The sequence below is a fragment of the Streptomyces sp. NPDC051578 genome, assembly GCF_044454045.1.
Taxonomy (GTDB): domain Bacteria; phylum Actinomycetota; class Actinomycetes; order Streptomycetales; family Streptomycetaceae; genus Streptomyces.
This window is the reverse complement of the sequence record NZ_JBITDH010000004.1, coordinates 533037-553719: the sequence shown is the minus strand read 5'-3', so window position 1 is coordinate 553719 and position 20683 is coordinate 533037. Positions and strand designations below refer to the sequence as shown.

Annotated in this window: 18 protein-coding genes; 7 read left to right on the top strand and 11 right to left on the bottom strand. The window is 73.5% G+C overall.

The window, feature by feature from the left end; all coding sequences use genetic code 11:
* Positions 1–695 precede the first annotated feature (695 nt).
* Positions 696–1694 carry a tryptophan--tRNA ligase gene (trpS, locus tag ACIA6C_RS21665; protein ID WP_399277995.1) on the top strand — a complete coding sequence of 333 codons (999 nt, stop codon included), beginning with the start codon at positions 696–698 and terminating at the stop codon, positions 1692–1694.
* 49 nt (positions 1695–1743) lie between these two features.
* Here the strand turns inward: trpS and proC are convergent, their stop codons facing one another.
* The 5 genes from proC to ACIA6C_RS21640 form a co-directional block, all read right to left on the bottom strand.
* The gene (gene proC / locus ACIA6C_RS21660) at positions 1744–2553 is read right to left on the bottom strand and encodes a pyrroline-5-carboxylate reductase (protein ID WP_361129889.1); all 810 of its coding nucleotides are present in this window, start codon (positions 2551–2553) and stop codon (positions 1744–1746) included.
* A gap of 68 nt (positions 2554–2621) precedes the next feature.
* Positions 2622–3359 carry an ABC transporter permease gene (locus ACIA6C_RS21655; protein WP_399277992.1) on the bottom strand — a complete coding sequence of 246 codons (738 nt, stop codon included), beginning with the start codon at positions 3357–3359 and terminating at the stop codon, positions 2622–2624.
* Positions 3356–4189, bottom strand: coding sequence for an ABC transporter ATP-binding protein (locus tag ACIA6C_RS21650; protein WP_399277990.1), 834 nt, complete (start codon positions 4187–4189; stop codon positions 3356–3358). The genes ACIA6C_RS21655 and ACIA6C_RS21650 overlap by 4 nt, the downstream gene beginning before the upstream one ends.
* A 70-nt stretch (positions 4190–4259) precedes the next feature.
* On the bottom strand, positions 4260–4790 hold the full coding sequence (locus ACIA6C_RS21645; RefSeq protein ID WP_399277989.1) for a hypothetical protein: 531 nt from the start codon (positions 4788–4790) through the stop codon (positions 4260–4262).
* 79 nt (positions 4791–4869) lie between these two features.
* Positions 4870–5205, bottom strand: a complete 336-nt coding sequence (locus ACIA6C_RS21640; RefSeq protein WP_399277987.1) for a peptidase — start codon at positions 5203–5205, stop codon at positions 4870–4872.
* 104 nt (positions 5206–5309) lie between these two features.
* Between ACIA6C_RS21640 and ACIA6C_RS21635 the strand changes: the two genes are divergently transcribed.
* A complete protein-coding gene (locus tag ACIA6C_RS21635; protein WP_399277985.1) occupies positions 5310–7472 on the top strand; it encodes a PQQ-binding-like beta-propeller repeat protein in 2163 nt (720 codons plus the stop codon).
* Positions 7473–7560: 88 nt separating this feature from the next.
* On the opposite strand, the gene ilvD is transcribed toward ACIA6C_RS21635, so the two are convergent.
* The 4 genes from ilvD to ACIA6C_RS21615 form a co-directional block, all read right to left on the bottom strand.
* Positions 7561–9411 (bottom strand): dihydroxy-acid dehydratase, encoded by a 1851-nt coding sequence (ilvD, locus tag ACIA6C_RS21630; RefSeq protein WP_361129903.1) that lies wholly within the window; start codon positions 9409–9411, stop codon positions 7561–7563.
* 125 nt (positions 9412–9536) lie between these two features.
* Positions 9537–10232 carry a TetR family transcriptional regulator gene (locus ACIA6C_RS21625; RefSeq protein WP_399277982.1) on the bottom strand — a complete coding sequence of 232 codons (696 nt, stop codon included), beginning with the start codon at positions 10230–10232 and terminating at the stop codon, positions 9537–9539.
* Complete coding sequence (locus ACIA6C_RS21620; RefSeq protein WP_361129906.1) at positions 10229–11062, bottom strand: sugar phosphate isomerase/epimerase; 834 nt, start codon at positions 11060–11062, stop codon at positions 10229–10231. Before ACIA6C_RS21620 ends, ACIA6C_RS21625 begins: the two co-directional genes overlap by 4 nt.
* 76 nt (positions 11063–11138) lie before the next feature.
* The gene (locus ACIA6C_RS21615; RefSeq protein WP_366082112.1) at positions 11139–12068 is read right to left on the bottom strand and encodes a Ppx/GppA phosphatase family protein; all 930 of its coding nucleotides are present in this window, start codon (positions 12066–12068) and stop codon (positions 11139–11141) included.
* A gap of 63 nt (positions 12069–12131) precedes the next feature.
* Between ACIA6C_RS21615 and ACIA6C_RS21610 the strand changes: the two genes are divergently transcribed.
* Entirely contained in the window at positions 12132–12956 is an 825-nt protein-coding gene (locus ACIA6C_RS21610) for a hypothetical protein (protein WP_399277980.1), read from the top strand.
* Positions 12957–13044: 88 nt separating this feature from the next.
* Here ACIA6C_RS21610 and ACIA6C_RS21605 read toward each other — a convergent pair whose 3' ends face one another.
* The gene (locus ACIA6C_RS21605) at positions 13045–14769 is read right to left on the bottom strand and encodes a hypothetical protein (protein ID WP_399277978.1); all 1725 of its coding nucleotides are present in this window, start codon (positions 14767–14769) and stop codon (positions 13045–13047) included.
* 263 nt (positions 14770–15032) lie between these two features.
* Between ACIA6C_RS21605 and radA the strand changes: the two genes are divergently transcribed.
* Together radA and disA are read left to right on the top strand one after the other, a co-directional pair.
* Positions 15033–16445, top strand: coding sequence for a DNA repair protein RadA (gene radA, locus ACIA6C_RS21600; protein ID WP_366082114.1), 1413 nt, complete (start codon positions 15033–15035; stop codon positions 16443–16445).
* Positions 16446–16639: 194 nt separating this feature from the next.
* Positions 16640–17764 (top strand): DNA integrity scanning diadenylate cyclase DisA, encoded by a 1125-nt coding sequence (disA, locus tag ACIA6C_RS21595; protein WP_366082115.1) that lies wholly within the window; start codon positions 16640–16642, stop codon positions 17762–17764.
* 67 nt (positions 17765–17831) lie between these two features.
* On the opposite strand, the gene ACIA6C_RS21590 is transcribed toward disA, so the two are convergent.
* The gene (locus ACIA6C_RS21590) at positions 17832–18569 is read right to left on the bottom strand and encodes a hypothetical protein (protein ID WP_399277975.1); all 738 of its coding nucleotides are present in this window, start codon (positions 18567–18569) and stop codon (positions 17832–17834) included.
* 353 nt (positions 18570–18922) lie between these two features.
* On the opposite strand from ACIA6C_RS21590, the gene ACIA6C_RS21585 reads away from it, so the two are divergent.
* The gene (locus ACIA6C_RS21585; RefSeq protein ID WP_361129927.1) at positions 18923–19828 is read left to right on the top strand and encodes an A/G-specific adenine glycosylase; all 906 of its coding nucleotides are present in this window, start codon (positions 18923–18925) and stop codon (positions 19826–19828) included.
* A 285-nt stretch (positions 19829–20113) separates the two neighbouring features.
* Positions 20114–20674, top strand: a complete 561-nt coding sequence (locus tag ACIA6C_RS21580) for a SigE family RNA polymerase sigma factor (protein ID WP_361129930.1) — start codon at positions 20114–20116, stop codon at positions 20672–20674.
* Positions 20675–20683 lie beyond the last annotated feature (9 nt).

Sequence of the window (20683 nt, the reverse complement as noted above, 5' to 3'; positions counted from 1 at the left end):
TTGAGTTCTCAAGGAACGGACGCTTCCTTTGTACTCACCCTCGCGGGTTTTCCTCCGGGCGCTTCCTTTGTTCTTCGTTTTGTTCTTGCGTTTCCAACTCTATCAGAGTCAGTCCCGCTCGTTTTCCGCCTTCCGGTTCTCGCTTTCGCGTTTCCCTTTCCGGCGATTCCGACTCTATCAGATCCTTTCGGGCCTGACTCCCAGTCAGCGGGATTCGCCTTCCGGGCTGTTGGGCCCTTGCGGCGAGTGAGACAGTAGCGGATTCCCTGCCCCCGAAGCCAATCGGCGGCTGCGTCCTCGGACACGGATTCCTCATTCGCAAATACGCATGAAAACGAGACGACAAAGTGCGTCGTTCGTTCGAATGTGTAGTGCGGGATGGCTGTCCGGGGACCGACCGGGGTCGGCGCTCACTTCGGACAACTCGAAGAACCTTACGGATCTGCCACAGGTGTGTCAACCCTGGCGCGGGCAGGACTCCCCCGGTTAGCCTCTCTCCCATGACTACGCATGCGCTCACGCTCAGCCTCTGCTGGTGGGCCGCCTGACGGCGGCCGACCTCCACCTGCGCGCGCATGCGCTCACGGCCGCCGCCTCGGCGGCCGTTTCTGTTTCTCCCCCCGGGAGTGGCTCGGTCGCCCCACGCGGTGCCACCGACCGGACGGCCGTACGGCCACTCACACAGGGAGACGGACATGACGAGGATCTTCAGCGGGATCAAGCCGAGCGGGCACCTGACGCTCGGGAACTACCTGGGCGCCCTGCGGCAGTGGGTCGCCGCCGAGCAGGAGCCGCAGGACGCGCTGTTCTGCGTGGTGGACCTGCACGCGCTGACGGTCGACCACGATCCGGCTCGCGTGCGGCGGCTCAGCAGGCAGGCCGCCACGCTGTTCCTCGCCTGCGGGCTGGACCCCCGCACATGCACCCTGTTCGTGCAGAGCCACGTGGACGAACACACCCGGCTGTCCTACCTGCTGGAGTGCACCGCCACCGACGGCGAGCTGCGGCGGATGATCCAGTACAAGGAGAAGGCGGCGAAGGCCCAGGCGGCCGGGGACGGCGTGCGGTTGTCGTTGCTGACCTATCCGGTGCTGATGGCCGCCGACATCCTGGCGTACGAGGCAGCGGAGGTGCCGGTCGGTGAGGACCAGCGGCAGCACGTGGAGCTGGCCCGGGATCTCGCGGTGCGGTTCAACCAGCGGTACGGGCACACCTTCACCGTTCCGCGGGTGGTGCTGCCCACCGTCGCCGCGCGGGTCATGGACCTCCAGGACCCGACGTCCAAGATGGGCAAGTCGCACGAGAACGGGGCGGGCATCGTCTATCTCCTCGACGAGCCGGCGGTGATCACCAAGAAGGTGATGCGGGCCGTCACCGACAGCGGGGACGGCGGCGTCGTCTACGACCGGGCCACGCGCCCTGGAGTGGCGAACCTGCTCGACATCCTCTCCGCCTGTACGGGTGGGGAGCCGGCCGAGCTGGCCGACCGGTACTCGGGGTACGGGGCGCTCAAGCGGGACGTCGCCGAGGCGGTGGTGGAGGTGCTGCGTCCGGTGCAGGAGCGGCACGCGGAGCTGGCGGCAGATCCCGGTGGCGTGGAGCGGGTGTTGCGGGCCGGGGCGGAGCGGGCACGGGGGCTGGCCCGGCCGGTGGTGGACCGGGCGTACCGCAACATCGGGCTGCTGGAGCCCTGAAAGGCGTACGGCTGCGGTCCCCGCTGCCGGGCGGGGACCGAGGTCGGCGTCAGCTGTTGCCGGAGGCGAGTTCGCGGCTGCGGTCGCGGGCCGCTTCGAGGGCTGCGATCAGGGCCGCCCGTACGCCGTGCTTCTCCAGCTCCACGATGGCGTTGATGGTGGTACCGGCGGGGGAGGTGACGGCCTCGCGGAGCTTGACGGGGTGTTCGCCGCTGTCGCGGAGCATCACGGCGGCGCCGATGGCGGCCTGGACGATCAGGTCGTGGGCCTGGGCGCGGGGCAGGCCGAGGAGGATGCCGGCGTCCGTCATGGCCTCGACCAGGAAGTAGAAGTAGGCGGGGCCGGACCCGGAGAGGGCGGTCGCCGCGTCCTGCTGGGACTCGGGGACGCGCAGGGTCTTGCCGACGCCGCCGAAGATCTCCTCGGCGTGGGCGAGGTGGGCGGCCGTGGCGTGGCTGCCGGCCGAGATGACGGACATGGCCTCGTCCACGAGGGCGGGGGTGTTCGTCATGACGCGGACGACGGGGGTGCCGGGGGCGAGCCGTTCCTCGAAGAAGGACGTGGGGACGCCGGCGGCGCCGCTGATGACCAGGCGGTCGGCGGGGACGTGCGGGGCGAGCTCTTCGAGGAGCTTGCCCATGTCCTGCGGCTTGACGGTGAGGATGAGGGTGTCCGCGCGCTTCGCGGCCTCGGCGTTGCTGACGGTCTCGACTCCGTAGCGGTCGCGGAGTTCCGCGGCCCGTTCGGCGCGGCGGGCGGTGACGAGGAGCTTGCCGGCCGGCCAACCGCCGCGGATCATCCCGCTGAGCAGGGCCTCGCCGATCTTTCCGGTGCCGAGGACGGCGACTGTCTGGGTCATGTCTTCATCCTTGCATCCGGGCGGCGCCCGGGGCCGCGGTGTCCGCAGTGCGGTCGGCGCGCAGTGGCCTACGGGGTGCGGCGGCGCAGGGTGGCCGCGCCGAGGGCGAGGACGAGCAGGGCGCAGGCGGCGACGATGACGGCGTCCCGGACGAAGCCGGCGGTCATGTCGGTGTGGCCGACGACCTGGGTCATGCCGTCGACGGCGTAGGACATCGGCAGCACGTCGGAGAGGCCTTCGAGGACCGGCTGCATGGTGTCGCGGGGCGCCAGGAGGCCGCAGAGCAGGAGCTGGGGGAAGATCACCGCCGGCATGAACTGGACGGCCTGGAACTCGGAGGCGGCGAAGGCGGAGACGAACAGGCCGAGGGCGGTGCCGAGGAGCACGTCGAGCAGCGCCACGAGCAGGAGCAGCCAGGGCGAGCCGAGGACGTCCAGGCCGAGTACCCACAGGGCGAGGCCGGTGGCGAGGAGGGACTGGATGACGGCGACGGCGCCGAAGGCGAGCGCGTAGCCGGCGATGAGGTCGCCCTTGCCGAGCGGCATGGCCAGGAGGCGTTCCAGGGTGCCGGAGGTGCGCTCCCGCAGGGTCGCGATGGAGGTCACCAGGAACATGGTGATGAGGGGGAAGATCCCCAGGAGGCTGGCTCCGACGCTGCTGAAGGTGCGCGGGTTCCCGTCGAAGACGTAGCGCAGCAGGATCAGCATCAGTACGGGGACCAGCAGCATCAGCGCGATGGAGCGCGGGTCGTGGCCGAGCTGGCGCAGGACGCGGCCGGCGGTGGCGGTGGTGCGGGATGCGTTCATCGTGTCTGCTCCCGGGCTCGGGCGTCGGCCTCGTCGACGAGGCGCAGGAAGCCTTCTTCGACGGTGGCGCTGTGGGTGCGGGTGCGGAGCGCGTCGGGGGTGTCCTGGGCGAGGATGCGGCCTTCGCGCATGAGCAGCAGGTCGTGGCAGCGCTCGGCCTCGTCCATGACGTGGGAGGAGACGAGGAGCGTGGTGCCACGGGTGGCGGTGAGTTGGTGGAAGAGGTTCCACAGGTCGCGGCGCAGGACGGGGTCGAGGCCGACGGTGGGTTCGTCGAGGACGAGCAGCTCGGGGGAGCCGAGGAGGGCGACGGCGAGGGAGACGCGGCTGCGCTGGCCTCCGGAGAGGTGGCCCGCGAGGGCGGTGGCGTGGGTGGTGAGGTCGACGTCGGTGAGGGCGCGGGTGACGTCGGCGCGCCGGCGTTCGGCGGCCGCGCGGCGCAGGGTCCCCCCGGCGAAGCGAGGGGGAGGGTCGAGGACGGCGGCGAAGTATTCCAGGTTCTGCCGGACGGTGAGGTCGTCGTAGACGGAGGGTGCCTGGGTGACGTAGCCGATGTGCAAGCGCAGCTCGGGGTGGCCGGCGGGACGGCCGAGGACGTCGAGGGTGCCGGTGACGTGGGCCTGGGTGCCGACGACGGAGCGCATGAGGGTGGATTTTCCGCAGCCGGAGGGGCCGAGGAGGCCGGTGATGCGGCCGCGGGGGACGTCGAAGGCGAGGCCGTCGAGGACGGTGCGGGGGTGGCGGCCGGTGCCGCGGCGGACGGTGAGCCCGTGGGCGTGGACGGCGGGGGCCGCAGCCCCGCCGACGCCGTCGGGCGCATTATTCATCATGTGATGAATAATGCTCCTGGCGGTGCCCGGCCGTCAACAGGCATGGTGGCAGGCGGGGGAACGCCCCCTGTTACTTCTTGCGCTTGGGGCGGCGCGCCGACGGATTGCCCGTACGGGTGCTGCGGCGGCGGGCGAACTCGGCGCGGGCCTGCTCGTACTCGGTGCGGTGCAGCTTCTCGCCCGGGGCCTCGGTCAGGCTGCGCAGGAAATACGCGATGAGGGAGCCGATGAAACCGATCGCTTTGAGCCCCTTGAGGGCGGCCTCGTCCGAGGACGGCCGGGGGCGGCGGCTGAACGACTCCCACGTCTTGACGAAGGCGATGGCGCTGGCGATCGCGAAGAGCACGACGACGGAGATGCTGAGGAACGGGCCGACGTCGCCGATCTCCAGCCCCTCGTAGGCGAAGCGCAGCAGGTACGCGGCGGCGAAGGCCGAGACCAGGGAGCCGACGGCGACCCCGGCGCGGCGCAGCGCGTAGCCGCCGTCGTGGTCGACCCAGGTCGTGCCGAAGAACCGCAGGGGCTCGGGGCGCGGCCCGGCGGCGGTCCGGGCTGCGGCAGCCGGCTCGGCGGGGGTCTGGTCTCGCTGGTCGTCGCTCACACCGGCGATTATTCCAGCCCGAGACGCACCCGCCGGGGTGCGTCTCATCCGGCAGAACGCCGGGTCGGCCGGCAGCCGGTCAGCCGCAGCGGGTGGCCACGTACCCGTCGCTGCCCGTCTTCACGTACGCGTCCGACACGAACTCGCCGTTGCCGACGCAGTCCCAGATGTTCGTGGTGCCGTAGGGGCCGGAGACCGTGGTGCCGTCGCACTGGCAGTGGATGGAGACGTACGCGCCGAGCGGCAGGACCCGGGAGATCGAGTAGCCGGTGCCGGGGCCGGTGCGGACGTTGACCTGGTATCCCGGAGCGACCGGGAACGTCGGGAAACCGGAGCCGGACAGACTCTGGATCTGGGCCTGGTCCTGGTCATGGACCTGGGCCTGCACCTGGCTTGAATCGTTCTCGACAGTCATGCGTGAAACTCCCCCCGTGGGCGTTGCCCGGCGCAACGCGCGCAGGGCGGCAAGCCCTTGGATGGTCGCACGGGCCATCGACTAGGCTCCGGCGGGGGTGGTGAGTGGTGCATGCGCGGCGCGCGGACGGCACGGGCTTTCCCGAGTACGCCGGGCACTACCGGCTGGAATCCGTGCTCGGCTCCGGCGGTATGGGCGTCGTCCACCTGGCCGCTTCCAGCTCGGGGCTGAAACTCGCCGTCAAGGTCGTGCACGCGCAGCACGCCGTGGACCCGGAGTTCCGGGCGCGCTTCCGGCAGGAGGTCGCGGCCGCCCGCCGGGTGAGCGGGGCGTTCACCGCTCCGGTCGTGGACGCGGACCCCGATGCCGAACGGCCCTGGATGGCCACGCTGTTCATCGACGCGCCGACGCTCTCCGAGCGGGTACGGGAACGGGTGCTGGACCCCGGTGAGCTGACGCGGCTCGCCGCCGGGCTCGCGGAGGCGCTGCGGGACATCCACCGGGCCGGCGTGGTGCACCGGGACCTCAAACCCAGCAACGTGCTGATGGCCCCTGACGGGGTGCGGGTCATCGACTTCGGGATCTCGCGGCCCGCCGACAGCGACCTGCGGACCGAGACGGGCAAGCTGATCGGGACGCCGCCGTTCATGGCGCCGGAGCAGTTCCAGTCGCCGCGCGAGGTCGGGACAGCCGCCGACGTGTTCGCGCTGGGCGCGGTACTGGTGCACGCGGCGACCGGGCGCGGCCCGTTCGACTCCGACAGCCACTACCTCGTCGCCTACCAGGTGGTGCACGGCGAACCCGATCTGACGGGGCTCCCGGAGCCGCTCGTCCCGCTGGTCGCCCGCTGCCTGGACAAGGACCCGGCCCGGCGGCCGACCGCGGACGCGCTGATCGCGCAGATGCGGGCGCTGGCCTACCCCACCGGCGAGGACACGCAGGTGTTCACCCCGCAGCCGCGGCGGCCGGCCCCGGCGGAAGCCGACACGCACCGCCGGGAGCGCATCGACACCGGCGGCGCGGACGCGGGGGGCCCGGCGGCCGGCGAAGCGGCGGGGCGCCGGGTGCGCGGGTGGGCCCGCACGGCGTGGGCGGCGGGGCTGGTGGTGCTGCTCGCGGGCGGCGCCGTCGGCGGCTACCTCGGCTCCGCGACGGGCGACGACTCCCCCGGGCCGGCGGCCCCGACGCAGGCGCGGGCGGGGGCGACGAAGCGCTTCGCGCCCTGGTCGGTGCCCCTGGCGGGCCCCGGCGCGGGCAAGGGCACCGGGGCCTGCTCCTGGGCGGGCGCGGCGCTGTACTGCTCGGGGCGGGGGCTGGCGGCCGCCCGGCTGGACCCCGCGAACGGCGCCCTGGGGTGGACCGTCCCGGCGCAGGCGGCGCCCGGGCCGGGGTCGGCCCGGGCGCCCCTGTACGCGGGCGGCCTCGTCCTCGCCCCCGGGGCGGGCAGCGGCGTGCTCCAGGCCCTGGACCCGGCGACCGGAGCCCGGCGCTGGCAGCGGGACCTGCCCGGCGGGGCCCAGGTCGTGGCTGAGGCCGGGCACGTCCTCGCGGCCGGCTCCGACGGGACGGCGACCCTGTTGGACGCGGCGTCCGGCACCCCGAAGTGGAGCAGGCGGATCGGCGGGACGGGCTCGGTGTGGTGGGGCGGCCCGGACGCCTCGGGCAAGGCAGCGCTGTACGTGGCGACGCGCGAGCCGGACGGCAGGCAGACCCGGGTGGCGGCCGTCGACCCGGGCGACGGGGCGGTGCGCTGGCAGATCAGTACGGCGGGGCTCCTCCAGCCGGTCGCCACCGTGCAGGGCAGCGCGTACCTGCTGGCCAACGACGCGCAGGGCAGGACGGACGCCGTCGTCCGCGTCGACCTGGCGACGCGCTCGGTGCGGCGGGTCAGCCTGGCGGTCCCCCTGTACGAGGCCCAGGCGACGGCGGGTCCCGACGGCGTCGTGTACCTCGTGGGCGCGGCGGGCGGGCTGGCCGCGGTGGGCCCGGAGCGGGAACTGTGGAGGCTGGAGACGGGCCTGGCGGTCGCGTCCCGGCCCGCGGTCGCCGCCGGCCGGGTCTACCTGACGGCGCCCGACGGGCGGCTGCTCGCCGTCGAGGCCTCCGGCGGGCGGCTGCTGGGGCAGACCAAGCCGCGGATGGCCGGCGACCAGGGCGCCTTCGCCGCGTCCCTGACCGCGCCCGTCGTCGCGGACGGCACGGTGTACGCGTCCGCGCCCGACGGGTCCGTGTTCGCCGTGGACGCGGCGAACCCCGCCGGGTGGTGAGGACACCGGCGGGGTTCGGAGGGCCCGGCTCGGCCGTAAGGCCCCGAGGCCGGAAGCCCGGGGGCTCCCTCGGGCGTAAGCCGGTGGCTCAGCCCAGTCGGGACACGTCGCGGACCGCGCCCTTGTCGGCGCTGGTGGCCATCGCGGCGTAGGCGCGCAGCGCGGCGGACACCTTGCGCTCGCGGTTCTTCGGGGCGTAGACCCCGCCCAGGGCCTCGCGGCGGGCCGCCAGTTCCTCGTCGGAGACCAGCAGCTCGATCGAGCGGTTCGGGATGTCGATGCGGATCCGGTCGCCGTCCTCGACCAGGGCGATGGTGCCGCCCGAGGCCGCCTCCGGGGAGGCGTGGCCGATGGACAGGCCGGAAGTACCGCCCGAGAAGCGGCCGTCGGTCACCAGCGCGCAGACCTTGCCCAGGCCGCGGCCCTTGAGGAAGGAGGTGGGGTAGAGCATCTCCTGCATGCCGGGGCCGCCGCGCGGGCCCTCGTAGCGGATGACGACGACGTCGCCCGGCTGGATCTCCTTGCGCAGGATCTTGTCGACGGCCTCGTCCTGCGACTCGCAGACCACGGCCGGGCCCTCGAAGGTCCAGATCGACTCGTCGACGCCGGCGGTCTTGACCACGCATCCGTCGGCGGCGATGTTGCCGCGCAGGACGGCCAGGCCGCCGTCCTTGGAGTAGGCGTGCTGGACGGAGCGGATGCAGCCGCCCTCGGCGTCCAGATCGAGGGTGTCCCAGCGCTCGGACTGGGAGAAGGCGGTCGCGGAGCGCTTGCAGCCGGGGGCGGCGTGCCACAGCTCCATGGCCTCCTCGGACGCCGTGCCGGAGCGGGCGTCCCACTTGGCCAGCCAGTCCTCGAGGTTCTCGGAGTGGACGGTGGTGACGTCCTTGTTGAGGAGGCCGCCGCGGTGCAGCTCGCCGAGGATGGCGGGGATGCCGCCGGCGCGGTGGATGTCCTCCATGTAGTAGGTGCCGCCGGGCGCCACGTTCGGCGCGACCTTGGCCAGGCACGGGACGCGGCGCGAGACCTCGTCGATGTCGGTGAGGTCGTAGTCCAGGCCCGCCTCCTGGGCGGCGGCGAGGAGGTGCAGGATCGTGTTCGTGGAGCCGCCCATGGCGATGTCGAGGGCCATGGCGTTCTCGAAGGCCTGGCGGGTCGCGATGTTGCGGGGCAGGACGGAGGCGTCGTCCTGCTCGTAGTAGCGCTTGGTGATCTCCACGACGGTCCGGCCGGCGTCTTCGTACAGGGCGCGGCGGGCGGTGTGCGTGGCGAGGACCGAGCCGTTGCCGGGCAGGGCCAGGCCGATGGCCTCGGCGAGGCAGTTCATCGAGTTGGCGGTGAACATGCCCGAACACGAACCGCAGGTCGGACAGGCGTTCTCCTCGATGCGCAGGACGTCCTCGTCCGAGACGTTCTCGTTGGAGGCGTCGACCATGGCGTCGATCAGGTCGAGCTTGCGGACGGTGCCGTCGACGAGGGTGGCCTGGCCGGCCTCCATGGGGCCGCCGGAGACGAAGACGACCGGGATGTTGAGGCGCATCGCGGCCATCAGCATGCCGGGGGTGATCTTGTCGCAGTTGGAGATGCAGATCAGGGCGTCGGCGCAGTGCGCCTCCACCATGTACTCCACGGAGTCCGCGATCAGGTCGCGGGAGGGCAGGGAGTAGAGCATGCCGGCGTGGCCCATCGCGATGCCGTCGTCCACGGCGATGGTGTTGAACTCGCGCGGGATGGCGCCCGCGGCGCGGATCGCGTCGGAGACGATCCGGCCGACCGGGGCGAGGTGGGTGTGGCCGGGGACGAACTCGGTGAACGAGTTGGCGACCGCGATGATCGGCTTCCCGATGTCCGCGCTCGCTACGCCCGAGGCGCGCATCAGCGCGCGTGCGCCTGCCATGTTGCGGCCGTGGGTGACGGTGCGGGACCTCAGCTCGGGCATCGGGTTCACTCCCCATGAGTACGGTGACGTTCGCACGCCCCCGCGACTGTGGATATGGCTCGGTTACGAGGCTACGCTCCTGGCCCGCGATGCGGACAGGGCGTCCGCATGCCGATACGGGCGGCTCAGTCCTCGGTCAGGTAACGCTGCAGCGTGGGGGCGACGAGGGCGATGATCGCCTCCGGTTCGGCGGACGCGAGGGGCTCGACCTGGACGACGTAGCGCAGGATCACGATGCCGATCATGTGGGAGGCGGCGAGTTCCGCGCGGAAGGTGGGGTCGGGCACGTTGAGCTCGGCGGCGACCCGCTCCAGGACCCGGCGCAGGATGAGCCGGCGCAGCACCTTCGCCGCCGCCTCGTGGGTGAGCGCCGACCGGATGACGGCGAGCAGCGGCACCCGGGTGGCGGGGTTCTCCCACACGCCCAGGAAGTAGCGGGCGAGGCGTTCGCCGATGCCGTCGGGGCCGCCTTCGAGGATCCGCGGGGCGACGAGGGCCGGCTCCAGGGTCAGTTCGATCGCGGCGGCGAAGAGGTCGTCCTTGCTGCCGAAATAGTGGTGCACCAGCGCCGGGTCCACGCCGGCGGCCTTCGCGACGCCGCGTACGGAGGTCTTGTCGTAGCCGCGCGCCGCGAACTCGGCGCGGGCGGCGGCGCGGATGCGCTCCTGGGTGCCGGGGCCCTCGTCGGCCTCGTCCTGGCGGGGGCGGCCGGGGCCGCGGCGACGGCGGGGCGGCGGGCCGGCCACCGGGGGCTCGGTCGCGGAAGGCTCGGCCACGGGGGAGTCGTTCGCGGGCGGCTCGTTCGCGGGCGGCTCGGTCATGGGCGGCGGGCCGGCTTGGGCGCGGCCGTGGCCGCGGCGAGGTGCTCGCGGGTGAACGCGAGGGCCTCGGCGAGGTCCGCCTCGCGCTCCGCGGACGACATGGCGCGGCGGGTGTTGACCTCGATCACCACGTGCCCGTCGAAGGACGTACGGGCCAGCCCGGCCAGCAGCTCGGCGCAGGGCTGGGTGCCGCGGCCGGGGACGAGGTGTTCGTCCTTCGCGGACCCGTTCCCGTCGGCGAGGTGGACGTGCGCGAGGCGCTCGCCCATGCGGTCGACCATGGCCGCGGCGTCGGCCCGGGCGGTCGCGGTGTGCGAGAGGTCGATGGTGAAGTGCCGGTAGTCGTCCTTGGTGACGTCCCACTCGGGCGCGTACGCGAGCATCTCGCGGTCGCGGTAGCGCCAGGGGTACATGTTCTCGACGGCGAACCGCACGTCGGTCTCGTCGGCCATCCGCCAGATACCGGTGACGAAGTCACGGGCGTACTGGCGCTGCCAGCGGAACGGCGGATGCACGACGACGGTGGACGCCCCGAGCCGCTCGGCGGCGGCCTGGGCGCGGCGGAGCTTGGTCCACGGATCGGTGGACCACACCCGCTGGGTGATGAGCAGACAAGGGGCGTGCACGGCGAGGATCGGCACCTGATGGTGCTCGGACAGCCGCCGCAGCGCGTCGACGTCCTGGCTGACGGGATCCGTCCAGACCATCACCTCGACGCCGTCGTACCCGAGGCGCGCGGCGATCTCGAAGGCGGTCGCCGTCGTCTCCGGATATACGGAGGCGGTGGAGAGGGCGACTTTCGCGCTCGGGATCCGGTCTGGTTCTGCCACGGACACAGGGTACGGTCCCCACCCCGCCCCCCGCCGTGACACCCACCACCCGCCCCGGCACGGGCCCCGAGCCCGGTCAGGACGGCAAGTGGTCCAGTCTGCGGAGGATGACGCCCTCGCGCAGGGCCCAGGGGCAGATTTCGAGGTCGTCCACGCCGAAGAGGTCCATCGCGCCCTCCGCCACCAGCGCGCCCGCCAGCAGCTGGTGCGCGCGGCCCTCCGAGACGCCCGGGAGGGCGGCGCGCTGGGCGGTCGTCATCGCCGCCAGGCGCGGGACCCACTCCTCCAGCGCCTTGCGCGTCAGGTCGCGCTGTACGTACAGCCCCTCCGCCGAGCGGGCCGCGCCCGCGATCCGGGCGAGCTGCTTGAAGGTCTTCGACGTCGCCACCACGTGGTCCGGCGTCCCGAAGCGGCTGAACTCCCCGACCGTCCGGGCGATCTGCGCCCGCGCGTGGCGGCGCAGCGCCTTCACGTCGGCCGGGGCCGGCGGGTCGCCGGGGAGCCACGCCGAGGTGAGGCGGCCCGCGCCGAGCGGGAGGGACACCGCCGCGTCGGGTTCCTCGTCGATGCCGTACGCGATCTCCAGCGAGCCGCCGCCGATGTCCAGGACCAGCAGCTTGCCCGCCGACCAGCCGAACCACCGCCGCACCGCGAGGAACGTCAGGCGGGCCTCGTCGTCGCCGCTGAGGATGGGCAGGTCGATGCCGGTCTCGTCCTTGACCCGGGCCAGCACCTCGTCCGCGTTCGTCGCCTCCCGCACGGCGCTGGTCGCGAAGGGCAGCAGGTCCTCGCAGCCCTTGTCCTCGGCGGCCTGGACCGCGTCGCCGATCACGGACACGAGCCGTCGTATGCCCTCCGGCGTGACCGAGCCGCGCTCGTCCAGCAGCTCCGCGAGCCGCAGCTCCACCTTGTGCGAGTGCGCGGACAGCGGCCGCGCACCGGGGTGCGCGTCCACCACCAGCAGATGAACCGTGTTGGAACCCACATCGAGGACACCGAGTCTCATAACCGGAAACGCTACTGGGCTCGTCGCCCATGGGTGAGGTAAGGGGCGCTTAGGCTTGGGTTTGTGCCAAATACGAAGAAGGCCAACATGTCCAAGACCCCCAAGAAGAAGCCGAAGGTCGTGGCGGACGAGAAGGGGATCGACTTCCCCCGGGCCTGGGTGGAGTTCCCCGACCCCGCCGACGACGAGCAGGTCTTCCGCTGCGACCTGACCTGGCTGACCTCCCGTTGGACGTGCATCTTCGGCAGCGGCTGCCAGGGCATCCAGGCCGGCCGGGCGGACGACGGCTGCTGCACGCTCGGCGCGCACTTCTCCGACGAGGACGACGAGAAGCGGGTCGCCGACCACGTGGCGCGCCTGACGCCCGAGCTGTGGCAGTTCCACGACGTCGGCAGCGAGTCCGGCTGGACGCAGACGGACGACGACGGGGAGAAGCAGACCCGCCGCTGGGACGGGGCCTGCATCTTCCTGAACCGGCCCGGTTTCCCGGCCGGCGCGGGCTGTTCGCTGCACATCCTGGCGTTGAAGAGCGGCCAGGAGCCGCTGGAGACCAAGCCCGACGTGTGCTGGCAGCTGCCGATCCGGCGCACGTACGACTGGATCGACCGGCCCGACGACACGCGGGTGCTCCAGGTGTCGATCGGGGAGTACGACCGGCGCGGCTGGGGGCCGGGCGGCCACGACCTGCACTGGTGGTGCACCTCGGCGACCTCCGCGCACGGCGCCGGGCAGCCGGTGTACGTGTCCTACCGGCCCGAACTGACGGAGCTGATGGGCGAGGCGGCGTACGCGGAGCTGGTGAAGCTGTGCGAGGCGCGGCTGGCTTCGCTGCTGCCGATGGCCCCGCACCCGGCGGACCCGCCGCCGTCGGCGGACGGCCGGGTCTGAGGGACGGGGCGGCCCAGGCCGTCTTCACGCCCCGGGCCGTCGTTCCGGGCCCAGGCCGCCCCTTCGAGCCCAGGCCGTTTTCCCAGGCCTACGCCGTCCCCGAGGGGCCCGGGTCCGGGGCCGGGGAAACCGTTCCTTCGGGCTGCGTCGGCGTCGGCGTCGGGCTCGGCGGTGTGGGCGTCGGCGTCGGCGTCGGATCCGGGGTCGCCGGCGGAGTCGGCGTGGGGCTGGGCGGCGTCGGCGTGGGCGTCGGATCCGGGGTCGCGGGCGGCGTCGGTGTCGGCGCCGGGCGGCCGTGGCCCCGGATGGAGACCACCGCGCCGTCGGGGTCGATCCCGACCCTCGCCGACCAGGCGCCGACCGGCTGGGCCTCGGAGTCGACGGTGATCCACAAAGTGACCGACTCTCCCGGCGCCAGGGTGCCCGCGCTCCGGCTCGCCCGCAGCCACGGCGCGTCCGACCACAGCCGCCAGTGCACCGGCGCGCCGCCGGAGGCGGTGAGGGTGAGCACGGTGGTGCCGCCGCGGGTGGCGGCGCTCACGGCGACGTGCCCCGGGGCTCCCGGACCACCCGGCCCCGGCGCGCCGGCCGCGCCCGGGCTGATCACCTCGACGGAGACGTCCGGGACGTCGGCACCCGGGGCGAAGCCGGGCTCGCCGGTGGTGTGGGCGGTGTTGCCGGCGTTCTGGTAGGCGGCGAAGGGGTGCCCGTCGACGCGCGGCGGGATCTCCGATTCGCTGGCGGAGATCCGGGCGGAGGTGCCCGCGACGGGTTCGCCGGTACTGGGGGCGCCCCGGTACGCGGCCCACAGCGCGAGGACGGGGGCGGCGACCACGGTGGCGACCACGGTGGTGGTGACCGCCCGCGCCCGGAACCGGTCGCGCCGTGCCGCCCGGTCCTTGGGGTCCATGGGGAAGCCGGTGCGGTCGAAGCGCGGGCCGGGGCCGCCCCGACGACGCCGGCCGGAGCGCAGCATCGCGGCGTGGACGGCGGTCCGCGGGGCGGGGACCAGGGGGAGCCCGGGGGTGTGGACACCGCCGGAGCCGGGCCAGGGGGCCGCGGCGCCCACCCGTTCGGCGACCCGGCGACAGCGCGGGCAGTCGTCCACGTGGCGTACGAGTTCGGCGCGCAGGGTGGTGGACAGCAGCACCTGGCCTTCGCCGGTGAGCCGGGACACGGCCGGACAGTTGCCGGTCTCGACGACGGCGAGGGCGGCGCGGGTGCGTTCCACCTCGCAGGCGGCGCCGGTGAGCAGTTCCCGGGCGGTGGCGGCCTGGGTGCCGAGGACGGCGGCGAGTTCCGGTACGGCGAGGCGGTGGCGTACGGCGAGTTCGAGGGCCTCCCGCTGCTCGGGGGTGGTTCCGGCGGCTTCGGGCCAGGCGAGCCGGGCCAGTTCGGTACGGCGGTAGGCGCTCACGTCCAGCGCCCCCGGCGCACGCTCTTCGTCGGTGTGCTCCGGCGTGCGCCCGGCGGAATGCGCCCCCTGGCGTGTGCGCCGTTGTTCGCCCAGCCGGGTGAGGCAGCCCCAGCGGGCCAGCGCGTAGAGCCAGGCGCGCCGGTCCCCTTCGTCGGGGCACCGGCCGGGATGCCGTTCGGCGACGGCGAGGACCTCACCGAGCACGTCGGTGGCGGTGTCGTGGTCGCACAGCACCGACAGGCAGTAGGTGAACAGTCCGTCGAGGTAGGGCTCGTGCCGGAAGGGGGGAGGCTGCTCGCCCGCGAGGCCCGGTTCCGGTCCACGGGAGGGCGTGCGCCCCTGCGCCCGGTGTGCGCCGGTGCGCGCCGGGGGGTGTGGTTGGCTGCTGCTGTTCACTCGGCGACCGTAGGCGGCGCGCCCGTGACGGTCCGGAAGCCTTCAGCGGTTTTAGCCCTTACGGGTGAACAGATCGGGCCCGTGCTGACAGCGCCCCTGACGCGGCGGCCGGGGCGGTGCCGGGAGCGGTACCAAGGCCGTGCGGAAAGCGGTGCCCGGGGCCGTGCGGAAAGCGGTGCCCGGGGCCGTGCGGAAAGCGGTGCCCGGGGGTGCGGAAGGCGGTGCCGGCGGCGGTGTCGGTGCCGGCGGCTACCGTGGGGCGCATGGCTGCCCGTACATCTCGTTCATCCGCCAAGGACCGGCCGTCCTACCGCTGCTCCGAGTGCGGCTGGACGACCGCGAAATGGCTCGGCCGGTGCCCCGAGTGCCAGGCGTGGGGGACCGTCGAGGAGATGGGCGCGCCCGCCGTGCGGACCACCGCGGCCGGCCGGGTCTCGGCCCCCGCCGTCCCGATCGCCCAGGTCGACGGCCGTACGGCCACGGCCCGCAGCACCGGTGTGGACGAGCTGGACCGGGTCCTCGGCGGCGGCCTCGTACCGGGGGCCGTCGTGCTGCTGGCCGGCGAGCCGGGCGTCGGCAAGTCGACGCTGCTGCTGGACGTCGCGGCGAAGGCGGCCACCGACGACCACCGCACCCTGTACGTGACGGGCGAGGAGTCCGCGAGCCAGGTCCGGCTGCGGGCCGACCGGATCAACGCGCTCAACGACCACCTCTACCTCGCCGCGGAGACCGACCTGTCCGCCGTCCTCGGACACCTGGACGCGGTCAAGCCCTCGCTGCTGATCCTGGACTCCGTACAGACCATCGCCTCCCCCGAGATCGACGGCGCGCCCGGCGGCATGGCGCAGGTCCGCGAGGTGGCCGGGGCGCTGATCCGGGCCTCCAAGGAGCGCGGGATGTCGACCCTGCTCGTCGGCCACGTCACCAAGGACGGCGCGATCGCGGGCCCCCGGCTGCTGGAGCACCTGGTGGACGTGGTGCTGAGCTTCGAGGGCGACCGGCACGCGCGGCTGCGGCTGGTGCGCGGTGTGAAGAACCGTTACGGGGCCACCGACGAGGTCGGCTGCTTCGAGCTGCACGACGAAGGCATCATCGGGCTCGCCGACCCGAGCGGGCTGTTCCTGACGCGCCGCGCGGAGGCCGTGCCGGGCACCTGCCTGACGGTGACGCTGGAGGGCAAGCGGCCGCTGGTCGCCGAGGTGCAGGCGCTGACGGTGGACTCGCAGATCCCCTCGCCGCGCCGGACCACCTCGGGGCTGGAGACCTCGCGGGTCTCGATGATGCTGGCGGTGCTGGAACAGCGCGGCCGGATCACGGCCCTGGGCAAGCGGGACATCTACAGCGCGACGGTGGGCGGGGTGAAGCTCACCGAGCCGGCCGCGGACCTGGCGATCGCGCTGGCGCTGGCCTCGGCGGCGAGCGACGTCCCGCTGCCGAAGAACCTGGTGGCGATCGGGGAGGTCGGACTGGCGGGCGAGGTGCGGCGGGTCACCGGCGTCCAGCGGCGGCTCGCGGAAGCCCACCGGCTCGGGTTCACGCACGCGTTGGTCCCGGCCGATCCGGGGAAGGTGCCGGCGGGCATGAAGGTGATCGAGGTGGCCGACATGGGCGACGCGCTGCGGGTCCTGCCGCGCGGCCGGACCCGTACGCCTGCCCGCGAGCGGGCGGGCGAGTAGCCCGGCCGCCCGCGCCGAGCAGGTCCGCGGCGCCCGGCCACCGGCAGGTCCGGGGCGGTCCGAAGCGGGTCCGCGGCGGCGGTGCGGGACCGATACGGGGCAAGGCACGGCCAAGGCGCAGAGCGCGCCGGTAGACTTTGTGCTGGTCCGCCCGGCCGTACGCAGGCGGCGCAACCCGCGACCGGAGGAGTGCAGTGGCAGCCAAGGACGGTGCAGCAGCATCCGGGAAGTCGGGCGCGAGCTCCAGGCAGGAAGCCATGATGCGGGCCTCGCTGAGCGCGGTCGCACCTGGTCAGCCCCTGCGTGACGGTCTCGAACGGATCGTCCGCGGCAACACCGGCGGCCTGATCGTCCTCGGGATGGACAAGACCGTCGAGGCGATGTGCACGGGCGGTTTCGTGCTGGACGTGGAGTTCACCGCGACCCGGCTGCGCGAGCTGTGCAAGCTCGACGGCGCCCTCATCCTCGACAAGGACCTCACCAAGATCCTCCGGGCGGGCGTGCAGCTGGTTCCGGACGCGTCGATCCCGACGGAGGAGACCGGCACCCGGCACCGGACCGCGGACCGGGTCTCCAAGCAGTGCGGGTTCCCCGTCGTGTCCGTGTCGCAGTCGATGCGGCTGATCGCGCTCTACGTGGACGGGGAGCGGCGGGTCCTTGAGGAGTCCGGGGCGATCCTGTCCCGCGCGAACCAGGCGCTGGCCACGCTGGAGCGGTACAAGCTGCGCCTGGACGAGGTCGCGGGGACGCTGTCGGCGCTGGAGATCGAGGACCTGGTCACGGTGCGCGACGTGACGGCCGTCGCGCAGCGGCTGGAAATGGTTCGCCGTATCGCGACGGAAATCGCCGAATACGTGGTGGAACTCGGCACCGACGGACGCCTCCTCTCGCTCCAGCTGGACGAGCTGACGGTCGGGATCGAGCAGGAACGGGAGCTGGTGATCCGGGACTACGTCCCCGAGCCGACGGCGAAGCGTTCCCGCACGGTGGACGAGGCGCTGCCCGCGCTGGACGCGCTGACGCATCCGGAGCTGCTGGAGCTGGGGATCGTCGCGAAGGCCCTCGGGTACACGGGCTCGCCGGAGACGCTGGATTCGGCGGTCTCGCCGCGGGGCTACCGGCTCCTGGCGAAGGTGCCCCGGCTGCCGGGGGCGATCATCGAACGGCTGGTGGAGCACTTCGGGGGCCTGCAGAAGCTGCTGGCCGCGAGTGTGGACGACCTCCAGACCGTGGACGGTGTGGGCGAGGCCCGCGCGCGCAGCGTCCGCGAGGGCCTGTCCCGCCTGGCCGAGTCCTCGATCCTCGAACGCTACGTGTAGGCGGCCCCGGACCGCCCGCCCCGCTCGGTCCTGCTTGAGGACGAACTCAGTCCTGTTGAGGACGCAGTCAGTCCTGCTTGAGGACGAACGAGGTGCGGGCGACCGGCAGGCCGGGGGCCTTGACCTCGACCACGTAGGTGTCCGGGGCAGCCGAACCCGCCGGAGGCGTCTGGCACTGGTCGGGCGCGCTGGGCCTGCGGTCCCACTCCAGCGACTGCTTCGCCTCGCCCTGCGCGGGCAGCCGGAAGAAGGCGTTCCCCGCGCCGGCCGGGCAGTCGGCGCCCGACCAGACCGGCTTGTTGCCGCTGGCCTGAGTGATCGTCATGACGGCCTGCTTCGGGCCCAGTCCGATCTTGCAGGTGGTTCCCGACACGTTGCGGACGATCAGTTCGAGCCGGGGCTTCTCGTTCGCCTCGTACTCGTTCTTCACGCTCTTGACCTCCCACTGCACCACGCCCGGCGCGCACGTGGGCAGCGCGGAGTCCGCGGGGACCGGTGCCGCGGCGCCGGAACCGCCGTTGCCGCCGCCGTCACCCGAACCGCCGCCGCCCGTCTCGCCGTTCTTGCCGGCGCCCGCACCGGAGCCCGAGCCGGCGCCGCCACCGGAACCGGAAGCGGAGCCGGAACCGCCGCGGCCGCCCGGCGCCTGGCTGATCGCCGGGCCGGAACCGGAGGGACCGGGGGTGATGGAGGTGACGGGGCGCGGGCCGCCCTTGCCCTCGCCGTTCGTACTCGGCTTCCCGCCACCGGAACTGACGGTCCATACGGCGAGGAGCGCGAGGAGCGCGGCGACGGACGCCAGCACAGCCCTCCGTCGCCAGTAAATGGAGGAGGGGAGCGGCCCGACCGGATTGCGCAGTGATCCCACGGACGGAACTTTACGAGAACCGGCGCCGCGATCAGCGCCCCACATGCCGCGCATCCGGCTTGTTTTGCCGATGATCATCCCGCCGGCCCCATCCGGCCGAAAGGATCAGGCCATACGGGGTCCCGGCCGCGCACGGGCGACCGGCCACTGTCCGTGACGGCGCGCGGCCCGGATCGCCACCGCGGGGTACCGGTGGCGGCCGCGCCACACCCGCCGGCACCGCGCCACACCCGCCGGCGCCACGCCGGGCCCGGCGCGAGGGGGACGAAACGTGCCAGGATGCGTGTGCCATGACTGCATCCACCTCCCCCTCCCCCGACGTCTCCCACGCGCTGCACTCCCCCGTCATCGCGTGGTTCGACGAGCACGCCCGCGACCTGCCCTGGCGCCGCCCCGAGGCCGGCCCCTGGGGGGTCATGGTGAGCGAGTTCATGCTCCAGCAGACCCCGGTCAGCCGGGTCCTGCCGGTGTACGAGCAGTGGCTCGCCCGGTGGCCCCGGCCCGCCGACCTGGCCGCCGAGGCCCCCGGCGAGGCCGTACGGGCCTGGGGCCGGCTCGGCTACCCGCGCCGCGCCCTGCGCCTGCACGGCGCCGCCGTCGCGATAACGGAACGGCACGGGGGCGACGTGCCCCGGGACCACGCGCAGCTGCTCGCGCTGCCCGGCATCGGCGAGTACACGGCGGCGGCGGTGGCCTCCTTCGCCTACGGGCAGCGGCACGCGGTGCTGGACACCAACGTCCGCCGGGTCTTCGCCCGCACCACGACCGGTGTCGAGTACCCGCCGAACGCCACCACGGCCGCCGAACGGCGCCTGGCCCGGGCCCTGTTGCCCGCGGAGGAGGCGACCGCGGCGCGCTGGGCGGCGGCCTCAATGGAGCTGGGCGCGCTGGTGTGCACGGCCAAGTCCCCGGCCTGCGAGCGCTGTCCGGTGGCGAACCAGTGCGCGTGGCGGCTCGCCGGGAAGCCGCCGCACGACGGGCCGCCGCGGCGGGGGCAGACGTACGCCGGGACCGACCGGCAGGTGCGCGGCCGGCTCCTCGCGGTGCTCCGGGAGGCGGTGGGCCCGGTTCCGCAGTCCGTGCTCGACACGGTCTGGGACGAACCGGTGCAGCGGGCGCGGGCGCTGGACGGGCTGGTCTCCGACGGACTGGTGGAGCCGCTCGCGCAGGGCATGTACCGGCTTCCGCACAGCTGACACCGCGGCCGCGCAGCCGGCACCGACGGCCCGCCGCACTGCTGACACCGGCGCTCCGGCGCGCAGCCGGCGCCCGGGAGCCGCGGCCGCACAGGGAGCCGCCACAAGTGGAGTCGGCGGCTCCGCTCAAGCCCGGAAAACGGCAGCTCAACGGCGTTGTTACACAACCTACGGGTGTCCGTGCGCCCACCGAAGGCTTACCCGCACAGTGCCGTGACAACGCCTCCGTACCTTCGGATCCGTAACGCGGCGGATGCACGTGGGGCGGAACGGAGGCGGTCTGAGATGGCGCACGGCGAGGTACTCGAATTCGAGGAGTACGTACGCACCCGGCAGGACGCGCTGCTGCGCAGTGCCCGGCGCCTCGTCGCGGACCCCACGGACGCCCAGGACCTGCTGCAGACCGCGCTCGTGCGCACGTACGGCCGCTGGGACGGCATCGCCGACAAGGCACTGGCCGACGCCTACCTGCGACGCGTCATGATCAACACGCGTACCGAGTGGTGGCGCGCCCGCAAGCTCGACGAGGTCCCCACCGAGCAGCTCCCGGACGCCCGCGTCGAGGACGGCTCCGACCAGCGCGCCGACCGCGCCCTGCTGATGGACATCCTCAAGGTCCTCGCCCCCAAGCAGCGCAGCGTCGTGGTCCTGCGACACTGGGAGCAGATGAGCACCGAGGAGACGGCGGCGGCGCTCGGCATGTCGACGGGAACCGTGAAGAGCACCCTGCACCGCGCACTGGCCCGCCTCCGGCAGGAGCTGGAGAGCCGGGACCTCGACATGCGCGCGCTGGAGCGCGGCGACCACACGGTGCGGTACGAGGGGCGGGAGCGGTGCGCGGCCTGAACGGCCATG

Bases quoted from the DNA above. Each gene is read 5' to 3' on its own strand.
- ACIA6C_RS21625 (WP_399277982.1), bottom strand. From the start codon at position 10,232: ATGACCGAGCCGCCCGCGAACGAGCCGCCCGCGAACGACTCCCCCGTG.
- proC (WP_361129889.1), bottom strand. From the start codon at position 2,553: ATGACCCAGACAGTCGCCGTCCTCGGCACCGGAAAGATCGGCGAGGCC.
- ilvD (WP_361129903.1), bottom strand. From the start codon at position 9,411: ATGCCCGAGCTGAGGTCCCGCACCGTCACCCACGGCCGCAACATGGCA.
- radA (WP_366082114.1), top strand. From the start codon at position 15,033: ATGGCTGCCCGTACATCTCGTTCATCCGCCAAGGACCGGCCGTCCTAC.
- trpS (WP_399277995.1), top strand. From the start codon at position 696: ATGACGAGGATCTTCAGCGGGATCAAGCCGAGCGGGCACCTGACGCTC.
- ACIA6C_RS21580 (WP_361129930.1), top strand. From the start codon at position 20,114: ATGGCGCACGGCGAGGTACTCGAATTCGAGGAGTACGTACGCACCCGG.
- ACIA6C_RS21640 (WP_399277987.1), bottom strand. From the start codon at position 5,205: ATGACTGTCGAGAACGATTCAAGCCAGGTGCAGGCCCAGGTCCATGAC.
- ACIA6C_RS21585 (WP_361129927.1), top strand. From the start codon at position 18,923: ATGACTGCATCCACCTCCCCCTCCCCCGACGTCTCCCACGCGCTGCAC.
- ACIA6C_RS21655 (WP_399277992.1), bottom strand. From the start codon at position 3,359: ATGAACGCATCCCGCACCACCGCCACCGCCGGCCGCGTCCTGCGCCAG.
- ACIA6C_RS21650 (WP_399277990.1), bottom strand. From the start codon at position 4,189: ATGATGAATAATGCGCCCGACGGCGTCGGCGGGGCTGCGGCCCCCGCC.
- ACIA6C_RS21615 (WP_366082112.1), bottom strand. From the start codon at position 12,068: ATGAGACTCGGTGTCCTCGATGTGGGTTCCAACACGGTTCATCTGCTG.